Origin of the sequence: Rahnella sikkimica (assembly GCF_002951615.1) — a bacterium.
GTDB classification, from domain to species: domain Bacteria; phylum Pseudomonadota; class Gammaproteobacteria; order Enterobacterales; family Enterobacteriaceae; genus Rahnella; species Rahnella sikkimica.
On sequence record NZ_CP019062.1, the window covers coordinates 1,956,966 to 1,975,126 of the forward strand.

Here is an 18,161-nt window from a genome sequence, read left to right on the forward strand (position 1 = left end):
ACTTCCCGGTATTCCTGCCGCAGCGAAGAAACAAATTTTCGAGAACACCATGTCACAAACAGATGAACTGCGTACGACGCGCATCGACAGCCTGATTACGCCTCAGGCACTGGCAGACAAATTGCCAATTTCCCCGTCGGTCGCCCAGCATGTAATGGAATCACGCAAACGTATTGAAAAAATCATCAGCGGTGAAGACCCGCGCCTTCTGGTGATTGTCGGTCCCTGCTCTATTCACGATATTGAAGCCGCCATTGATTACGCAGCTAAGCTCAGCGTATTGCGCGAGAAATATCAGGATCGTTTAGAGATCGTGATGCGTACCTATTTTGAAAAACCGCGCACGGTCGTGGGCTGGAAAGGGTTAATTTCTGACCCGGAACTTAATGGTTCCTGCCGCGTGAATGACGGAATTGAGCTGGCGCGTAAAGTTTTGCTGGCCATCAATCAGTTAGGCATTCCAACGGCCACTGAGTTCCTGGATATGGTTATCGGCCAGTACATCGCCGACCTTATCAGCTGGGGCGCAATTGGTGCACGCACCACCGAAAGCCAGATCCACCGTGAAATGGCGTCGGCGCTGTCCTGTCCGGTCGGTTTTAAGAATGGCACCGACGGCAACACCCGTATCGCCATTGATGCAATCCGTTCTTCGCGCACCAGCCATATGTTCCTGTCGCCGGATAAGAACGGTCAGATGACCATTTACCGCACAGCGGGCAATCCTTACGGCCATGTGATTATGCGCGGCGGTAAAAAGCCCAATTATCACGCCGATGATCTGGAACAGGCCTGCCTGAGCTTGTCTGAATTTGACCTGCCGCAACGTCTGGTGGTTGATTTCAGCCACGGGAACTGTCAGAAGCAACATCGTCGCCAGCTGGACGTCGCAGAAGACATTTGCCAGCAAATCCGCAGCGGCTCAACCGCCGTCGCGGGCATTATGGCCGAAAGTTTCCTGGTGGAAGGCACCCAGCCGATTGTTCCCGGCAAACCGCTGGTTTACGGCAAATCAATTACTGACCCTTGCCTGAGCTGGGAGGACACTGAAACGCTGCTGTCGATGCTGGCACAGGCGACTGATTCAAGATTCTGATCGCTGTAAAGTCATCTTCTTAAGGGCAACACACGTTGCCCTTTTTACTGCCTGATGCCCCGACAATTCTCCGCCCATTCATACGCTTCCTTCGAGTTACGCTGCTGTTTATCCTTCGTAAATTAATGGGTTATCTGCAAATAATTACATTCCATCAACAAAAATCTTCTTGATGTGTCCGGATAATGATTTGATAATGATTATCAAATTGATATTAATTCCCATTACCAAAAAAAGAAATTAGCGGGTCTCTGGCCCAAATATTTTTACAAATCATTCACATAACAACGCGAGTTTTTATCCGTCAGATGGCGGATAACGTTAAAGACAACGAGGAGACAGCAATGCATTCAGTTCACTATCAGGACTATTTACAGGCCAAAGAAGCCAATCCCGGTAAATACGCCCGCGATCTGGCGGAAATTTTAGGTATCAGTGAAGCCGAGTTAACGTCTTTACGCGTTTCACATGATGCCGTGAAACTGGATGTTGATGCCCGTACATTGCTGGCCGCACTGGAAAATGTGGGTGGGACGAAATCCATTACCCGCAATGATTATGCGGTTCACGAACAGCAGGGCAGCTACGAAAATCAGCACCTCAGCGGCCATGCGGGTCTTATCCTGAATCCACGCGCGCTGGATTTACGTCTTTTCCTTCAGCACTGGCTGCACATTTTCAGCATGTCTGAAAATACAGCGCGCGGTGTGCGTCACAGCATTCAGTTCTTTGATGCACACGGCGACGCGGTTCATAAAGTGTATAACACCGACGAAACCGACATGGCAGCCTGGGACGCGCTGATTGCCCAATACAAAACTGATGTCAATCCTCCGCTGCAGATTGAGCCGGTCACGCCTGTGGCTCCGGCAAAAGCTTCTGATACCCACAGTATCGATGCTGACTGGCGCGCAATGACGGATGTTCATCAGTTCTTCCAGCTCCTCAAACGTCATGATGTGACACGCCAGCAGGCTTTCAAAGCGGTAGGCGACGATCTGGCATGGCGCGTCGAAAACGGTTCACTGACCCGCCTGCTGAACATTGCAAAAGACGACCAGAACGAAATTATGATTTTCGTTGGCAACCGCGGTTGCGTTCAAATCTTCACCGGCCAGATTGAAAAAGTGATGCCGCACGGCGAATGGATTAACGTTTTCAATGAACGTTTCACCCTTCATCTGGTAGAAAGCGCCATCGCTGAAAGCTGGATCACCCGCAAGCCAACCAAAGACGGTTTTGTCACCAGCCTGGAATTGTTTGCCGCAGACGGCACGCAGATTGCGCAACTGTACGGTCAGCGCACCGAAGGCACGGCAGAACAGGCTCAGTGGCGCGAACAACTGGCGCAACTGAGCAACGAAGGCGTCGCCGCATGAAAACATCTCTGAAAGCACTGATTGCCGCTGCGGCAATTTTGTCGGCACCCGTGCTCCACGCCGCAGAGAAGCTGGTGAGCATCGGCGGCGATGTGACCGAAATTGTCTACGCCCTCGGCGCGGGTGATGAAATGGTGGCACGCGACAGCACCAGCCTGCGTCCGCAGGCAGTTCTGAAACTGCCGGATGTCGGTTATATGCGCCAGCTCAACACCGAAGGGATCCTGTCAATGCACCCTTCGATGGTGCTGAGCAGCGAGCTGGCTGAACCTTCGCTGGTTTTGCAGCAACTGGCGCAAAACGGCGTGAAGGTGATTCGCGTGCCGGGAACGGCTTCGGTCGATACTGTACCTAAAAAGATTGAAGTGATTGCAGGCGCGCTCAACCGTCAGGCAGAAGGTGCAAAACTGATCGCCACTTACCGTTCTCAACTTGAAGCCATTCATCACGATGCTTTGCCGGTAAAAATCCTGTTTGTGATGAGCCACGGCGGCATGTCGTCCATGGCAGCAGGCCAGGATACCGCTGCTGACGCGATGATCACGTCCGTGGGTGCGAAAAATGCCATGCAGGGCTTCAGCCGTTATCGCCCGCTTTCGCAGGAAGGCGTGATAGCCAGCGCTCCGGACATTTTGTTGCTGACATCCGACGGCGTGAAAACGCTGGGCGGCATGGATCAGGTCTGGAAATTACCGGGCGTCGCCATGACGCCGGCAGGCAAAAACAAGCGCGTTTTAGTGCTTGATGATATGTCCCTGCTGGGCTTTGGTCTGCAAACGCCGGTCGTGATGGCACAGCTGCGTCAGGCGGCGGAACAAGCCAAATGAGCAGCATGAGCCCCCCAATGCCGTCCCGACGCCGCTCTCCTGTCTGGGCGCTGATCGGCCTCGGTGGTGCTCTGCTGGTGCTGGCTATTCTGGCAGCCAATACCGGGGCGATGGCGTTGTCACTGCGTACCTTGTTAACGCGGCCTTTTGACGACGGATTATGGCAAATCTGGCTGACCGTTCGTCTGCCCCGCGTGCTGCTGGCCGTGGTGGTCGGCTGCGCGCTGGCCTGTTCCGGTGCCGTGATGCAGGGGTTGTTTCGCAACCCGCTGGCGGATCCCGGTTTGCTTGGGATCAGCAGCGGTGCGGCGCTGGCGGTGGCACTGACCATTGTCATGCCGCTTTCGCTACCGCCGATTCTGGCACTCTACGGTCACATGATCAGCGCTTTTGCGGGAAGCCTGGCGATTTCGGCCATCGTCTTTGCGCTGAGCCGTTTCGGGCATGGCGGATTGTCGCGTTTGCTTCTCGCCGGGATTGCCATTAATGCCCTCTGCGGCGCGGCGGTTGGCGTGCTCACTTACGTAAGCGATGACCAGCAATTGCGCCAGTTCTCGTTGTGGAGCATGGGCAGCCTGGGGCAGGCTCAGTGGCCGACGCTTGCCGTCGCTGCGTCGTTAATATTGCCGGCCTGCGTTGTCACTTTGTTCATGGCGCGTCGCCTGAATATTTTGCAACTCGGTGAGGAAGATGCGCATTACCTTGGCGTCAACGTCCGCCGAACTCAACTGCAATTATTACTCCTGAGCGCGCTGCTGGTGGGCGCTGCGGTCGCGGTTTCCGGTGTTATCGGCTTTATTGGTCTGGTGATTCCTCACCTGCTGCGCATGCGGCTGGGTGCGGATCATCGCTGGTTGTTGCCCGGCTCTGCCATGGCCGGAGCCTGCCTGTTATTACTGGCCGATACGCTGGCACGAACGCTGGTGGCACCCGCAGAAATGCCGGTGGGTCTGCTGACCAGTCTGCTGGGCGGCCCGTATTTCTTATGGTTAATTTTACGTCCCGGAGTGCCGCGCAATGTCTGATCTCACTTCGTTGCTGGTGGCGGAAAACCTGTCCTATTCCGCCGGGGGACGTCGTTTAATTGATGACGTCTCACTGAACCTTAAAAGCGGGGAAATGGTCGCGCTGATCGGGCCAAATGGCGCGGGGAAATCTACGCTGATGCGTATGCTGACCGGCTATCTGACGCCGCAATCCGGGCACTGTACTTTGCAGGGAAAACGGCTGACTGACTGGACATCAAAAGATCTGGCGCGCACACGCGCGGTAATGCGCCAGAACAGCACGATGGCGTTCGGCTTCAGCGTGCGTGAAGTGCTGACGCTCGGGCGTTCGCCGCACGGCCAGCAGCATATGCAACATGCGCTCAATGAAGTGATGACACAAACCGGCTGTACAAATCTGGCGGATCGCGATTATCGCCATTTGTCTGGCGGTGAGCAGCAGCGGGTTCAGCTTGCGCGTGTGCTGATCCAGCTCTGGCAACCGGCTCCTGCGCCGCGCTGGTTGTTTCTGGATGAACCGACGTCGGCGCTGGATTTATATCATCAGCAACATGCATTGCGCCTCTTGCGCGAACTGACCCTGAAAACGCCATTGTCGGTTTGCTGCGTGCTGCACGATCTCAATCTGGCAGCGCTGTATGCCGACAGAATTATTTTGCTGCACAGCGGTAAAGTTGTCGCCAGCGGTACACCGGCTGAAGTGCTGAGCGAAGAAACGCTGAGCCGCTGGTATCAGGCTGATCTGAACGTCTGTCCGCATCCGGAAACCGCTTTACCGCAGGTTTTCCTGCGTCAGTAAACGCGGCCTCAATGCAAAAATGCCACAATGCCGTTTCGGGATTGTGGCATTTTTTAACTGCGCCTTAGCTGGAGCAGGAAATTTCCAGGTGTTTTCCCCAGTCCGGCGGTAATGCCGCCATTGCATCGTATTGCGCATCATCGCTGTAGGGGTCGCGAAGCGCCTGATGCAACTGTGCCAGCGCACTGACATCGTCTTTTTCCGCCTTTTCAATCGCCTGCTGCGCGAGATAATTACGCAAAATAATCCGCGGATTACTTTGCTTCATGGCCTGCTGGCGGGTCGCATCGTCGATATTTTCTGTCTGTAAACGTTCACGGTAGGACTGATACCAGCTGTCAAACGCCGCGCGATCAATGAATTCATCGCGTAACGAGGATTGCGCCTGTTGTTGTTCCACATGGCTGAGCAGCCGGAAAGTCTGCGTGAAGTCCCTGCCTTCTTTTGCCATCAGGCTGAGCAGTCCGGTCAGCAAATCGTTGTCCCGTTTATCTTCCGTGAAGAAGCCCAGTTTGCCGCGCATCAGCGTCCCGTAGGTTTTCATCAGCGCCGGTTCGTAGCAGTCCAGCGCAGCCTGTAACTGTTCGGTGCTCATCAGGCCGGACAGCGTTTGCGCCAGCCGGTGAAGATTCCAGTACGCCACCGCAGGCTGATTATCGTAGCTGTAACGTCCCTGATGGTCAGAGTGATTGCAGATGTACCCCGGCTGATAGTCGTCCAGAAAACCGTAAGGACCGAAATCAATGGTCAGGCCGAGAATCGACATGTTGTCCGTGTTCATCACGCCGTGCGCAAACCCGATACTTTGCCACTGAGCAATAAGTGCAGCGGTTCTCTCGACCACGCTTGAAAACCATTGCTGATAACGCCGCGCGTCGTCAGGCTCGCTTTCCAGCAACTGCGGCCAGTGATGGGCGATCACGTAATCCGCCAGTTGCTTCACCTGTTCAGGTTGTTTGCGGTAATAGAAATGTTCGAAGTGACCGAAACGAATGTGGCTTTCCGCTACACGCATCAGCATTGCGCCGCGTTCAGGTTGTTCACGAAATACCGGTTCATCGCTGGTGACAATCGACAGCGCACGGGTTGTCGGCACCGATAAATGATGAAGCGCTTCGGAGGCCAGAAACTCACGGACCACCGAGCGCAATACGGCGCGACCATCACCCATTCGTGAATAAGGCGTCAGCCCTGCACCTTTCAGATGCCAGTCAACACGTTGCCCGGAAGGCAAAACCTGCTCGCCGAGTAAAATCCCGCGCCCGTCGCCCAGTTGTCCGGCCCATTGTCCAAACTGATGGCCGCTGTAAACCTGCGCCAGCGGCAGCATGCCAGGAAAGAATTTCTCGCCGCACCAGAATTCCCGATGTTCAGCGTTAAAGAGCGTGTCTTCCAGCCCGAGCTGGCGGGCCAGCGGTTCGCTGTGGTAAAGAAGGCGCGCGCCTTTGAGCGGCGTGGGCTGAAGCGCGGTATAAAAACCGTCCAGTTGGTCAGCGTAATGGTGTTCGAATTGCGGCATAAATCCCCCTTTTCTTTAGTGTAGGGTGGCATTGCGCGGATTAACACGGAGTAACAGCAAGGAGATTATCCGCTCCGGACATAAAAAATCCCGGTGCAGCGGGGCTGACCGGGATACTGGTATCGGTGCTGAGATTAACGATTAATGAAATTGGGCAGGCCGCACAAGCAACTTATCGAGCGCTGCCGGTTCAACACCCGGCCAGAGTAACCCTTTGACGCCCTGGACATCGGTTTTACGCAAAGCATCAAAATAATCCTGACTGTCCAGACCATCCACAACAACGTTCCGGCAGAACCTGTTCACATTTCTCAGGAGCGACGGCATCACGATGGAAAAATGCTCACCCTCATAAAGCTGCCAGAACAGATTTTTATCCAACTTCACCCACTGAAACAGATGATCAAAAACCGGTGCCATCGTGACATTGCCCGAACCGAAATTTTCAAGCCACAAAGGGAAGTGCTGTTTCAACGCCATCAGTTGCGAATTTTTCCGTCCCTCAGAAAGCTGCGGGAATGATTCGCTCAGGTTCAGATGAATAAAAGGGTGCGCCTTAAAGGCATCGCGAAGATTTTCATCTTCGAGCAATAGCGCAACCTGTTTTTCTTCCACGCCGATATTTAAAATGACCTGGTTATCGCTAAACCACCGGGCATGTTCATTAGCCCAAATTTGTTGCTCATTAAGAAAACGCTGTAGCTGCGGCGGCGTCAGCAGGTTCAGCACCAGCTCTGTTGGCATGATTAACTTGCTGTCTGCGCTGGAAAAACGACACAGCAATTCTATCGCGAGTAATTTCCCTTCGATTGAGTAAACCGGCTGGCACAGATAGCTGCTGTTAAAGGCCGTATCGAATTGTATTTTCATTTTTATCCAAAACATCAACGGCACTGCGAATTGATTAATAACTTTTTTGACTATCAATCAGATCATAAAGATACCGGAGCCCCGAGGCGTAACCGAAATATTAGAGAAATTGATATCAAGAAAGAGCCTATCCGGTTTCAAGGGTAGAGCGCTGATCTCGCGAACGGCGGTGAGATCAAAAAATGTAAGAGTATGTCTCCCCTTTGCGCCTTCGTTTTGAGGCGTCATTCAGTCAGCAAGGGGCTTTCGGACTAATCTTATCGTCAGTGCTGCAAACGCGCAACTTCGTCTGTGAGCGCTATCAGACATATTTTGACAAAATTTCGATTATCAATTGTGCAATCGCACAATTAAGCCTTTCACTGAATACTTTAGCTAATGGTTATAGTGGCTTATGAAATACTGCGCACCAGCCAGCTTTGCAGTTCGTCGAGCTCTGCCTGCATTGCCGGATAGCGGGCGGTGATTTTCTGACAGGTCAGCGTGACATCCTGCGCATGGTAACGCGTTCCCACCAGTGCATCGGCCAGCGCAAGCAGAGGCGCAGGATTCAGGCTGTCAGTGAAGATTTGCGCACGGCTGATGGAGCCCTTTTCCACGTCAAAATGGATATCCACCCCGCCCCAGACAAAACGTTCGTTGAGTAAATGGCTGAACGCTGGCGCTTTACCAAAGTTCCACTCCCAACTACTTTGTTTGGCAAACCGTTCAGGGAAGCCGGGAATATCGGGGAAAACATCGGGAGAGATAATTTCAGGCTCAACGCCCGCGCCGTACCAATCGAAAAATGCGGTGGTCACGGCCTGACAAATTTGCTCGTGGTTAATATCCGGGACAAATTCATTGAGATTCGCCACCCGCGAACGGACTGATGTGATCCCCTTCGCCTGAAGTTTTTTAATATCGGGATTGAGGTAGTTTGCCAGACGACTCAGGTCGGCGTTGAGCAACAACGTGCCATGATGGAAACCACGATCTGCCGTTTCGCGATAAGCCGATCCGGAGATTTTCCTTTCGCCTTCGGCAGTCTGAACAACCAGATCGTTGCGCCCTGACGCGCTGGCATCAATGCCCAGGCTTTTTAAGGCATTAAGGATAATACCGGTCGAGACGCTTTTATCGTATTCCGGTTTGCCCGCCATAAAGGTAAAACACGTATTGCCCAGATCGTGGAAAACCGCCCCACCACCGCTGCTGCGGCGCGCCAGACGAATGCCGTCTTCTTCCATCCTGCGTGTATTACATTCTTTCCACGGATTTTGCGCCTGCCCAATGACCACGGTTTCGGCATTCCTCCATAAAAAGAGAACCCGCTGCGTGGTCATCTCGCGAAAAATACAGTCTTCCACGGCAAGATTGAACCAGGGATCGTAAGAGTCGGAAAGTAAGAGTCTGAGAGGTTTCATCGCATATTCATCCTGAAAAAGTCTGCTCTGATAATAACAGCAAAAAACAGGATGAAATACGCAGCGAAATCAGGGGGAATACGTTTACGGCGCGGCGTCAGATGCGTCTTGCCTGCCAGTAAACTTTACGCCAGTAAACATTATCCAGTGAAGAACGCGTTACGCCCTGGCTGGTCGAGGCGTGGATAAACTGGTCGGCGGTATCATAAATACCAACGTGTAATCCATTTTCGCCGCTGCCGGTTTTGAAGAAAACTAAGTCGCCGGGAAGGAGTTCATCGCGTGAAACTTTGGTGCCGATTTTTGTTTGATCGGCCGTTGTTCGCGGCAGAACCACACCAAACCGGTCGCGATAGGTGCGGAATACAAAGCCTGAGCAGTCAACGCCGCTGGGTTGCAATCCACCGTAGCGATAAGGCGCGCCGTGCCACTGACTGAGCTGGTCATTCAGTTCTGCAACGACCGTAATTGAATCGGCGAAACGTCCGCTTGGCGGGGGCGCGTGGCTGCTACAGCCGTTAAGAATCAGCGCAGCAACAGCCAGCAGGGAATACAGGGATACTGATGACCAGCGCATAGTGCATTCCTTCTTGAATTGCATCACGGCAGGGTCAGACGCGGGGATTTGCGCGGACCGGATAAGTCGCCGTTATCTAAGAACTAATAGAATTTAGCGCTATTTTATCCGTCATCCAATATTTAATAATGTTTTTTACCGTTTAAAGCTGTTTTTAATGGACGCTTTTTACCGGTTTGCTGTGAATTAACCAGACACCGGACAAGATCAGCAGCCCGCCCAGCGTTTTGGTTAAGCTGATGCTTTCGTTGAACCACGGCAGCGTCACCGCCGCGATATACACCAGCGCATAGCTTAAACTCAGCAAGGTATAAGCCCGGTTCAGCGGTAAATAGCGTAATGCAAAGAACCAGCATCCCATCGAAAAGGCATACCCGCACAGCCCCAAAAAGACGGCAATCAGCGGACTTAAATGGTTAACTAAAAAGGGAATATTGAGCTCCGCCAGTGAAAGTAACGGGATCTGTACCATGCCCCATTTCATCAGCAACTGTGCCGCCGTCACCAGCAGAACGCTCGCCCCGCCCCACAAATACCCTTTCATAAGCTGACACTCATTAGTGCAATACCGGCCATGATCAGTGCCACACCACACCAGTGGCGGGCATCAACGTATTCTTTGAAAAACCAGCGCGCACAGAGTGTGATCAGCACAAAATTCAGACTAAGCATCGGATACGCCAGACTGAGCGGCAGAAGCTGCAACACGCGCAACCACAACAACATCGCAATGCCCAGCAACAATACCGCCAGGCCGAGCCAGCGCAAGACGCGGGCCAGGCCATCACCCGCAACCTGTGCGGCCTGCTTCTGACAAAGCTGACCGGCACAGGTAATGATGCTTACGGCAAGAACCAGAAGGAATCCTGTCATGGAAGTTTTTTGTAGAACAGCAGCGCCTGACGTTCTATCTGTACCGTCTGGTCTGCCGGCGGAAGTTTCCCGGAGATGCCCGCATTTCTATCAAGTCGGAGGATCACCGAAACATTTCCTTCCTGACGTGCTTTTTGTAACCAGTCCGGGAAATCCGCAGAATCGACAAATTTTGACGCCGCATCCGGATAACTCAGGCCATATTCCAGTTCGCCCTTCTCACCAAACATGATGATATCGTCGCGCTTAAGCACCCAGGCTAAGCCCGTTGCTATCCCCACGTTATCCGACAAGACATAACGACTGTCTTGCAGCAGCGCAGCATTTTGCCCGATGAACCCCTGCGGTTGTTTGGAATCCATGACTTTTTGCGGAATTGCCTGACCGACCAGAAGCGCCAGCACCAGCGGACACGCTGCCGCCCAGTACCAGCGTTTTTTCACGTCAGTCAGTGACATCGCCCCGGCCAGCGCCCACACGGCAAAGCACAGAATACCAATCAGAGCACGAGGCAATTCAGCGCGGGTAAACACGGCTTTGACATGCAGCGGCAAGATGCCGGAGATCACCAGAACCGCGACCGCCATTAATACGCCAAACACGATATTGATGGTGCCGTTGGCTTTCAGCGCCCGCAATTTTCCGGACTGAATGAGCTGATCAAGATGATCGGCCATCAGCAATGCCAGAGGTGCGAAGCAAGGCAGGATGTACGTCGGCAATTTACCCTTCGCCACGCTGAAGAAAATCAGCGGCATAATCGTCCAGCTCAGCAGGAAGAATAATTCCGGCCGCAGCACACGTTTGGTCCAACCATCACGCAATGCCCCCGGCAGCAGACCCAGCCACGGCAAAGCGCCTAATAATAAGACAGGCAGGTAGTACCAGAACGGCGCTTTGTGTTGCGCATTGGATTCAGCGAAACGCTGAATATGCTCAACCCAGAAGAAATAACGCCAGAAATCCGGTGCTTCACGCGCGATAGCCAGCACCCACGGAAGACTGAGAACAACCGCCGCCACAATCGCCAGCGGGCCCCAGCCAAACAGGGTTTTGAATCGCTTCTCACGCCAGACAATCGGCAGAACCGCAATCACCGGTAACGCCAGCGCCAGAAACCCTTTGGTCATGAAACCCATACCGCAGGCCAGACCCAGCGCAATCCAGCTCAGCGCTTTTTGACGTGTGCCGGAAACGCGCAGACAGAAATAGCTGGCGACCATCGCGGCGGTCATCCACAACGTGATCATCGGATCCATGACGCTGTAAGTACCGATACTGAATACCAGCGTGAAGGAAAGATAAATCAGCGTGGCAATGTAGGCCGTCTGGCGGTTACGCCACATCAGATTCGCCAGCCAGAAGACCAGTAACGCGCTCAGCATTGTGCTGAACACAGAACCAAAGCGAACGGCAAAATTGCTGTCACCAAAGATCATCTGGCTGATGTTGTTGAACCAGTAGCCAGCCACCGGTTTTTCAAAATAACGTAAACCCAAAAGATGCGGCACCACCCAGTCGCCGCGCTGTAACATTTCGCGGCTGATCTCGGCATAACGGGTTTCATCGGGCTGCCATAACAGGCGGGAATTAAGAGGTACAAGATAAACCAGCGCAAAGAACACTAAAATTATTGTGCTCCATACGCCCTTCATGGATTTAGACATCAGGAAAAACCTTCTTGCTGACAGCCTAACCAGCCTTCCCGACCGGGGAAACTGGCGCGAACCACTTTGCCTTTTGGCAACGTGCTGAGATCTTGAGGCAGTAATTCACCTAACGCACAGAACTGGATCCCCTGCGCGGCGGCACGAATTAATAACTCATCGAACTGCGCAGCCAGCGACATGCCTTCAACTTCTGCATGAATGGTGTAAACCGGTACACCCTGATCCTCAATAATGGCATTGAGGATAAAATCATTGAAGTTGTCTGCATTAATTTCGCCACCGGCGACTTCATCGTAAGTGGGTAATGTTACCGGGATTTGCACCGTGCCCAGCGTGCCGTTTTCAAGCACCGGCAGGAAAGGATATTTCCCGCGACAGTCGCTGTTGTAATAGAAATGGAACCGCTCTTTCACTTCAATCACGCGTTCATCGGCGCGCCAGCCTGCAACAGCGGAGCATTCGACATCGTGACCCAGGCTTTTTTCCAGTGCATCCAGCCCCAGCTTAATTTGCTGCTCAAGCTGTTGCTCAGACCATTTACCGACTTTTGCCTGCCAGCCCTGATGATCCCAGGCGTGCAAACCGACTTCATGGCCGCGTTTGGCGGTTTCTTTCATCAGATAACCCAGGTCGCGGGCGATGTGTTTTCCTGGCCATGCGGTACCGGCGAGAAGGATATCCCAGCCATACAGCGAGGCGGCATTGGAGCGCAGCATCTTCCACAAAAAGCGCGGTTTAAGCAGGCGCCACAAGTGACGCCCCATGTTATCCGGCCCGACGCTGAAGAAGAAACTGGCGGTAATGTTATGTTTCGAGAGGACTTGCAGAAGCTGAGGGACACCCTCGCGGGTGCCACTCCAGGTATCTACATCAATGCGCAGACCCACTTTCTTCATCACAGACACCGTTTCAGGCTTTGTCAGCGTCAGGATTGACAGAACGCAGGAAGAAATCCAGCGTTTCAGCGACGGTTTTATCCATGCCGATTTCAGGTTTCCAGTTCAGCAGACGTCGCGCATTTTTGATGCTCGGCGTGCGGTGCTCAACGTCCTGATAACCTTTACCGTAGTACGTGCTGCTTTCGACCAGATTGAAACCGGCAAAAGGCGGGAACTGTGCACGTAACGGATGGGCTTCGAAGCTGCTCAGCAACATTTCAGCCAGCTCACGAATACTCGCTTCGTTGGTCGGGTTACCGATGTTGATGATCTGACCGTCGCACAGGTTGTCACGGTTTTCGATAATGCGGAATAACGCTTCGATACCGTCATTGATATCGGTGAAGCAGCGTTTTTGCTCGCCGCCGTCAACCAGTTTGATCGGAGAACCTTCAACCAGGTTGAGGATCAGCTGAGTGATAGCGCGTGAGCTGCCGATACGTGCCGCGTCCAGGTTATCCAGACGTGGTCCCATCCAGTTAAACGGACGGAACAGGGTAAATCTCAACCCTTCTTTCGCGCCGTAAGCCCAGATTACGCGGTCCAGCAGTTGCTTGGAGACGGAGTAAATCCAGCGTTGTTTGTTGATCGGGCCGACAATCAGGCGTGAGTTATCTTCATCAAACTCTTTGTCATCACACATGCCGTAAACTTCAGACGTGGACGGGAAGATAATACGTTTTTTGTATTTCACGCAGTCGCGGACGATCTTCAGGTTTTCTTCGAAATCCAGTTCGAATACGCGTAACGGGTTACGGGTATATTCGATTGGCGTTGCGATAGCCACCAGCGGCAACACGACATCACATTTTTTGATGTGATATTCGATCCACTCGGAATGAATGCTGATATCGCCTTCGACAAAGTGGAAATGCGGATTGTCCATGAAGCGGCTGACCGCGTCAGAGCTGATATCCAGACCGTAAATTTCATAACGATCTTCGCGCAGCAGACGTTCGCTCAGGTGGTTACCGATGAAGCCGTTCACGCCCAAAATCAGAACGCGGGTACGGCGTTTCATCACGGCCGTTGGCAGCGTGGCAACGCGCATTTCCGGCATGATGCCCAGCTCAAGTGCCAGACGGGAACCCTGTACATACAGGCCGTTTTCGCTCTGCCCGGCCAGCACTTCCAGCGCGCCTTCGCCACAGGCGATGGTCAGCGGATCAGAGGAAAGCACGGTGCCCGGCTGTTTGTCATGCTGAATCGCCAGCGGGCGCGCACGCCAGATAGTCAGTTTACGCTGGCCCAGGAACGAGAACGCGCCCGGATAAGGTTCGGTCACGGCGCGGATCAGGTTATGGATTTCGGTTGCCGATTTGTGCCAGTGAATTTCACCGTCCGCCGCTGTGCGACGGCCAAAATAGCTCGCCTGCGTTTCGTCTTGTGGCGTCAGGGTGATTTTGCCTGCTTTCATTTCCGGCAGCAGGGTGGTCAGCAATTCTTTTGCCGCTTCACGCACTTTGGCATGCAGTTTCAGCGCCGTATCATCGGCGGCAATCGCAACTTTATGCTGGCCAACGATATCGCCTGCATCTGGACGTTTTACCATCTTGTGCAGGGTAACGCCGGTTTCCGTTTCACCGTTCAGGAGCACCCAGTTAACCGGTGCGCGACCACGATAACGCGGCAGCAGGGAACCATGCAGGTTGAAGCCACCGCGCGGCGCGAGAGATAAAATCTCTTCGCTCAGCATATTGCGGTAGTAGAAAGAGAAAATCACATCTGGCTGGAGGGCACGAATGCGGTCAACCCACAGCGGATGGTTAACATCTTCCGGGGCATAAACCGGCAGATTCAAATCAGCACCCATACGGGCGACTGAAGAGAAAAACTGGTTTTCATTCGGGGCATCAGTATGGGTAAAGACTGCCTGTACGTCGTAGCCTGCATCAACTAAAGCCTGTAAACCAACGCAACCGATATCATGGTAGGCAAATACTATCGCTTTCATCACTCTTCTTCCTGACTGTTTTCTTCGGAACGAACTCCGACGACTTTTTGAACGAAATAACGGGGACGTGCACGAACATCGTTGTAGATACGCCCGATGTATTCACCGAGTAAACCCATACCCACAAACTGCGCACCGATAAACATAAATAACAATGCAAATAGCGTGAACACACCTTCAGCCGCCCAGGCAGGGCCGTTGATCAGGCGCATTAAAATCAGGAATACGGCCAGCAGGAAACCGAAGATGGCAATTACGCTGCCCACCACGCTGAGCATGCGCAGCGGTGTTGTGGTCAGACAGGTGATCAGGTCATACATCAGGTTGATCAGTTTCATCAGGCTGTATTTGGAATCACCAAATTCGCGTTCGGAATGCTGAACCGGAATTTCTACCGTTTTGCGCGCAAAGGTATTCGCCAGAATGGGAATAAACGTGCTGCGCTCATGGCAGTGCAACATGGCTTCGATGATGTGACGGCGGTAAGCACGCAGCATACAGCCGTAATCACCCATCGATTTCCCGGTCGCGCGCTGGATCATCATGTTGATCATTTTCGATGCGGTTTTTCGGAACCAGGAATCACGACGGTTTGCACGAACAGTGCCGACAACGTCAAAACCTTCATCCGCTTTCGCCACGAGGCGCGGAATTTCTTCCGGCGGGTTTTGCAGGTCGGCGTCGAGCGTAATCACCAGATCACCCGAGACATGGCTGAAACCGGCCATAATCGCGGAGTGCTGACCGTAATTACGGTTCAGCAAAACGGCAATAATGTGACTGTCGGCTTCTTCTGCCGCGGCGGTGAGCATATCGGCGGAACGATCCGCACTGCCATCATCGACCAGAATAATTTCGTATTGCTGCGTTAATTGCCGACACGCGGCCTGCGTCCGGGACAGCAACGCCGGCAGACTTTCTTCTTCGTTATAGACCGGGATAACAACCGAGACTTTACGAATAGGTTCATATTGCGCCACTACTGGGCCTCCAGAAGGGAAAAAAGAGCCGCGACAACACGGTCAACGTCGCTGTCCTGCATATCCGGGAACAGCGGCAGACTGCATAAACGATCGGTATTCCATTCGCTGTTAGGCAAACTCAGGTCAGGATAGCGTTCGCGGTAATATTTTTGAGTATGAGCGGCACGGAAGTGTAAACCCGTTCCGATGCCCTGCTCTTTCAGGCGTTCCATCAGCGCATCACGGGTGATCCCGCAGCGTTCTTTATCCACGCGAATCATGAATAAATGCCATGCGTGCAGATGCGGATACGCCGGAATGCCCATCGGCAGGAACGGAGAACCTTGCAATTGATCGAGATAACGCTGCGCCAGTTCGGTACGGCGGGCGTTGATCTCCGTCAGACGCCTAAGCTGCACAACAGCAATAGAAGCATGAATATCAGAAAGATTGTACTTGAAACCCGGCTCAACAACTTCCGCCTGCGGTTTACGTCCCTGAACCTGACGATCAAACGCATCAACAGCCAGACCGTGGAATTTGAGTGCCCGCACTTTATCTGCCAGCACGTCGTCATCGGTGGCGATCAGACCACCTTCTGCACAGGTCATATTTTTGATGGCGTGGAAGGAGAAAATAGCGGTGCCCTGCGCACCAATCCACCGGTCACGGTAACGCGTGCCGGCGGCATGCGCAGCGTCTTCAATAACCTGAATACCGTGCTGGTTTGCCACAGCATAAATCGGATCAAGATCCAAAGGTGCGCCCGCGTAGTGAACCGGAATAATCGCTTTGGTTTTCGGCGTGATGGCTGCAGCTATAGCTTCTGCGCTGACCATCAGGGTATCGGGATCAACATCAATCATCACCGGTTCTGCGCCCAGCAGAACGATCATGTTTAGGGTGGAAACCCAGGTTTGGGAAGGGGTAATCACTTCATCGCCGGGGCCAATGCCCAGCGCCATCAACGTTACGTGCATACCGCCAGTTGCAGAACTGACCGCTATCGCGTGCTTACAACCGAAAGCTGCAGAAAAATCCTGTTCGAGCTGGTGTGTCTGCGGCCCGGTGGTGATCCAACCGGAGCGCAAAACCTGCCCCACAGCCTCAATCTCTTCATCACCCATCGACGGGCGGGAGAAAGGCAAAAAGTTTTCCATTACGCTATCCCAAAAGGTAATTAACTCACAACGACTTTAGACCGCATTTATTTAACCGTAAGTAAACGCCACCCTGAATTTATCACTCTTATCATGTCGGTTTAAGCTTAATTTAACCTTAAGGATTTTCCAGTTTTGTGAAGTTAAACAGAAAGTAAATAGAGTTGAAATAAACAGCAGGAAAACGCAAAAACCTTCAATAACAAAGGGTTGTATTATTTATTTTTTCATTAAAAAAATGAACTTTATTTTTAAAAAAAGAAAATTGTGTTTTTTGTGAACAATATAAGCACGCCGGTAATGTTGAAAACCCGTGAATTATATAATTAAACTGCTATTCATTAAAATCAGATTAATGTCGGCGTTGTCATTATCCAGCGACGCCCAGCCAGAGCATGTATCTGAAAGGCCACTTTATATACCGCAGAAAGTGCCTCTGCCTGCATAACCTCCGAACATTCCCCTGCGGCAACCACTTTTCCCGCCGACATTAACCAGACCTGATGTGCGTGATGCAAGGTATGGTTCAGGTCATGATCGCTGACGATTACAGAACGACCGGCGGCACAGAACTCCGTCAGCAACTGGTCAAGGGCCTGCTGTTGTGCGACATCCAGACTGTTTGCAGGCTCATCGAGGAACAGCAGCAGGCTGTCAGGATTCAGCGCTGGCCAGACCTGAAGCAACACCGCAGCCAATCTGACGCGCTGCCATTCCCCGCCGGAAAGATGCGTCACAGGACGAGAAAGTTTATCGCAGAGCTGTAACGCATCACACAACCGGCCAATCGTATTTTCTAAAAGAACGGGAGAAGCACCGGGCGGCTGGTGCAACGACAGATATTGAAACACTGGCATCAGCGTCGCTGGCGTCAGTTGCTGACAAAGCCAGGCGCGCAGACGCGCCAGCCGCGCCCCGGAAATATCCGTCAGTTTTTCCCTGCCGATGAACACTTCACCGCCAGTGCCAGAAATCCCCGCCAGTCTGGCCAGCAGCGTACTTTTCCCCGCGCCGTTCGGCCCGATGAGGTGGATCCGGCTGCCGGGTGAAACCTGCGTGCTAAACGCGCGAAGACGCCCGCTCACACTCACCTCACGACATTCCAGCATCTGCGTTCCCTGCTC

The 18,161-nt window shown here is 52.9% G+C and carries 17 protein-coding genes; 5 read left to right on the plus strand and 12 right to left on the minus strand.

Annotation, left to right across the window (positions count from 1 at the left end):
- Positions 1-49 precede the first annotated feature (49 nt).
- The 5 genes from BV494_RS08880 to BV494_RS08900 all read left to right on the plus strand — a co-directional run bounded on the left by BV494_RS08880 (position 50) and on the right by BV494_RS08900 (position 5,108).
- Positions 50-1,096 (plus strand): 3-deoxy-7-phosphoheptulonate synthase, encoded by a 1,047-nt coding sequence (locus tag BV494_RS08880; protein ID WP_104922546.1) that lies wholly within the window; start codon positions 50-52, stop codon positions 1,094-1,096.
- Positions 1,097-1,440: 344 nt separating this feature from the next.
- Positions 1,441-2,475: a hemin-degrading factor gene (locus BV494_RS08885; protein ID WP_104922547.1), complete on the plus strand. Its 1,035-nt coding sequence runs from the start codon at positions 1,441-1,443 to the stop codon at positions 2,473-2,475.
- Complete coding sequence (locus BV494_RS08890; protein ID WP_104922548.1) at positions 2,472-3,302, plus strand: heme/hemin ABC transporter substrate-binding protein; 831 nt, start codon at positions 2,472-2,474, stop codon at positions 3,300-3,302. The genes BV494_RS08885 and BV494_RS08890 overlap by 4 nt, the downstream gene beginning before the upstream one ends.
- On the plus strand, positions 3,299-4,327 hold the full coding sequence (locus tag BV494_RS08895) for a FecCD family ABC transporter permease (protein ID WP_439958378.1): 1,029 nt from the start codon (positions 3,299-3,301) through the stop codon (positions 4,325-4,327). The genes BV494_RS08890 and BV494_RS08895 overlap by 4 nt, the downstream gene beginning before the upstream one ends.
- Positions 4,320-5,108, plus strand: a complete 789-nt coding sequence (locus tag BV494_RS08900) for a heme ABC transporter ATP-binding protein (RefSeq protein ID WP_104922549.1) — start codon at positions 4,320-4,322, stop codon at positions 5,106-5,108. The genes BV494_RS08895 and BV494_RS08900 overlap by 8 nt, the downstream gene beginning before the upstream one ends.
- 64 nt (positions 5,109-5,172) lie before the next feature.
- Here the strand turns inward: BV494_RS08900 and BV494_RS08905 are convergent, their stop codons facing one another.
- From BV494_RS08905 to btuD, 12 genes are all read right to left on the minus strand, one after another.
- Positions 5,173-6,627, minus strand: a complete 1,455-nt coding sequence (locus tag BV494_RS08905; RefSeq protein ID WP_104922550.1) for a protein adenylyltransferase SelO — start codon at positions 6,625-6,627, stop codon at positions 5,173-5,175.
- A 141-nt stretch (positions 6,628-6,768) separates the two neighbouring features.
- A complete protein-coding gene (locus BV494_RS08910; protein ID WP_369694487.1) occupies positions 6,769-7,512 on the minus strand; it encodes an EAL domain-containing protein in 744 nt (247 codons plus the stop codon).
- A 377-nt stretch (positions 7,513-7,889) separates the two neighbouring features.
- On the minus strand, positions 7,890-8,903 hold the full coding sequence (gene lplA, locus BV494_RS08915; RefSeq protein ID WP_104922552.1) for a lipoate--protein ligase: 1,014 nt from the start codon (positions 8,901-8,903) through the stop codon (positions 7,890-7,892).
- A 97-nt stretch (positions 8,904-9,000) separates the two neighbouring features.
- The gene (locus tag BV494_RS08920; protein ID WP_104922553.1) at positions 9,001-9,480 is read right to left on the minus strand and encodes an NlpC/P60 family protein; all 480 of its coding nucleotides are present in this window, start codon (positions 9,478-9,480) and stop codon (positions 9,001-9,003) included.
- Between the two features lie 154 nt (positions 9,481-9,634).
- Positions 9,635-10,024, minus strand: a complete 390-nt coding sequence (arnF, locus tag BV494_RS08925) for a 4-amino-4-deoxy-L-arabinose-phosphoundecaprenol flippase subunit ArnF (protein ID WP_104922554.1) — start codon at positions 10,022-10,024, stop codon at positions 9,635-9,637.
- Positions 10,021-10,353, minus strand: coding sequence for a 4-amino-4-deoxy-L-arabinose-phosphoundecaprenol flippase subunit ArnE (gene arnE / locus BV494_RS08930; protein WP_104922555.1), 333 nt, complete (start codon positions 10,351-10,353; stop codon positions 10,021-10,023). Before arnE ends, arnF begins: the two co-directional genes overlap by 4 nt.
- Positions 10,350-12,020, minus strand: a complete 1,671-nt coding sequence (gene arnT / locus BV494_RS08935) for a lipid IV(A) 4-amino-4-deoxy-L-arabinosyltransferase (RefSeq protein ID WP_104922556.1) — start codon at positions 12,018-12,020, stop codon at positions 10,350-10,352. The genes arnE and arnT overlap by 4 nt, the downstream gene beginning before the upstream one ends.
- Positions 12,020-12,919, minus strand: coding sequence for a 4-deoxy-4-formamido-L-arabinose-phosphoundecaprenol deformylase (gene arnD, locus BV494_RS08940; RefSeq protein ID WP_104922557.1), 900 nt, complete (start codon positions 12,917-12,919; stop codon positions 12,020-12,022). Before arnD ends, arnT begins: the two co-directional genes overlap by 1 nt.
- Before the next feature lie 13 nt (positions 12,920-12,932).
- A complete protein-coding gene (arnA, locus tag BV494_RS08945) occupies positions 12,933-14,915 on the minus strand; it encodes a bifunctional UDP-4-amino-4-deoxy-L-arabinose formyltransferase/UDP-glucuronic acid oxidase ArnA (RefSeq protein ID WP_104922558.1) in 1,983 nt (660 codons plus the stop codon).
- Positions 14,915-15,895 carry an undecaprenyl-phosphate 4-deoxy-4-formamido-L-arabinose transferase gene (arnC, locus tag BV494_RS08950; protein ID WP_104922559.1) on the minus strand — a complete coding sequence of 327 codons (981 nt, stop codon included), beginning with the start codon at positions 15,893-15,895 and terminating at the stop codon, positions 14,915-14,917. The genes arnA and arnC overlap by 1 nt, the downstream gene beginning before the upstream one ends.
- On the minus strand, positions 15,895-17,037 hold the full coding sequence (arnB, locus tag BV494_RS08955) for a UDP-4-amino-4-deoxy-L-arabinose aminotransferase (protein WP_104922560.1): 1,143 nt from the start codon (positions 17,035-17,037) through the stop codon (positions 15,895-15,897). The genes arnC and arnB overlap by 1 nt, the downstream gene beginning before the upstream one ends.
- Before the next feature lie 347 nt (positions 17,038-17,384).
- On the minus strand, positions 17,385-18,146 hold the full coding sequence (btuD, locus tag BV494_RS08960) for a vitamin B12 ABC transporter ATP-binding protein BtuD (RefSeq protein ID WP_104922561.1): 762 nt from the start codon (positions 18,144-18,146) through the stop codon (positions 17,385-17,387).
- Positions 18,147-18,161: the final 15 nt, after the last annotated feature.

Coding starts and splice junctions, on each gene's coding strand:
- arnB (WP_104922560.1), bottom strand. CDS start 17,037: ATGGAAAACTTTTTGCCTTTCTCCCGCCCGTCGATGGGTGATGAAGAG.
- arnE (WP_104922555.1), bottom strand. CDS start 10,353: ATGACAGGATTCCTTCTGGTTCTTGCCGTAAGCATCATTACCTGTGCC.
- arnF (WP_104922554.1), bottom strand. CDS start 10,024: ATGAAAGGGTATTTGTGGGGCGGGGCGAGCGTTCTGCTGGTGACGGCG.
- BV494_RS08905 (WP_104922550.1), bottom strand. CDS start 6,627: ATGCCGCAATTCGAACACCATTACGCTGACCAACTGGACGGTTTTTAT.
- arnD (WP_104922557.1), bottom strand. CDS start 12,919: ATGAAGAAAGTGGGTCTGCGCATTGATGTAGATACCTGGAGTGGCACC.
- BV494_RS08890 (WP_104922548.1), top strand. CDS start 2,472: ATGAAAACATCTCTGAAAGCACTGATTGCCGCTGCGGCAATTTTGTCG.
- BV494_RS08895 (WP_439958378.1), top strand. CDS start 3,299: ATGAGCAGCATGAGCCCCCCAATGCCGTCCCGACGCCGCTCTCCTGTC.
- btuD (WP_104922561.1), bottom strand. CDS start 18,146: ATGCTGGAATGTCGTGAGGTGAGTGTGAGCGGGCGTCTTCGCGCGTTT.
- BV494_RS08920 (WP_104922553.1), bottom strand. CDS start 9,480: ATGCGCTGGTCATCAGTATCCCTGTATTCCCTGCTGGCTGTTGCTGCG.
- lplA (WP_104922552.1), bottom strand. CDS start 8,903: ATGAAACCTCTCAGACTCTTACTTTCCGACTCTTACGATCCCTGGTTC.
- arnT (WP_104922556.1), bottom strand. CDS start 12,020: ATGTCTAAATCCATGAAGGGCGTATGGAGCACAATAATTTTAGTGTTC.
- BV494_RS08885 (WP_104922547.1), top strand. CDS start 1,441: ATGCATTCAGTTCACTATCAGGACTATTTACAGGCCAAAGAAGCCAAT.
- arnA (WP_104922558.1), bottom strand. CDS start 14,915: ATGAAAGCGATAGTATTTGCCTACCATGATATCGGTTGCGTTGGTTTA.
- BV494_RS08900 (WP_104922549.1), top strand. CDS start 4,320: ATGTCTGATCTCACTTCGTTGCTGGTGGCGGAAAACCTGTCCTATTCC.
- BV494_RS08880 (WP_104922546.1), top strand. CDS start 50: ATGTCACAAACAGATGAACTGCGTACGACGCGCATCGACAGCCTGATT.
- BV494_RS08910 (WP_369694487.1), bottom strand. CDS start 7,512: ATGTTTTGGATAAAAATGAAAATACAATTCGATACGGCCTTTAACAGC.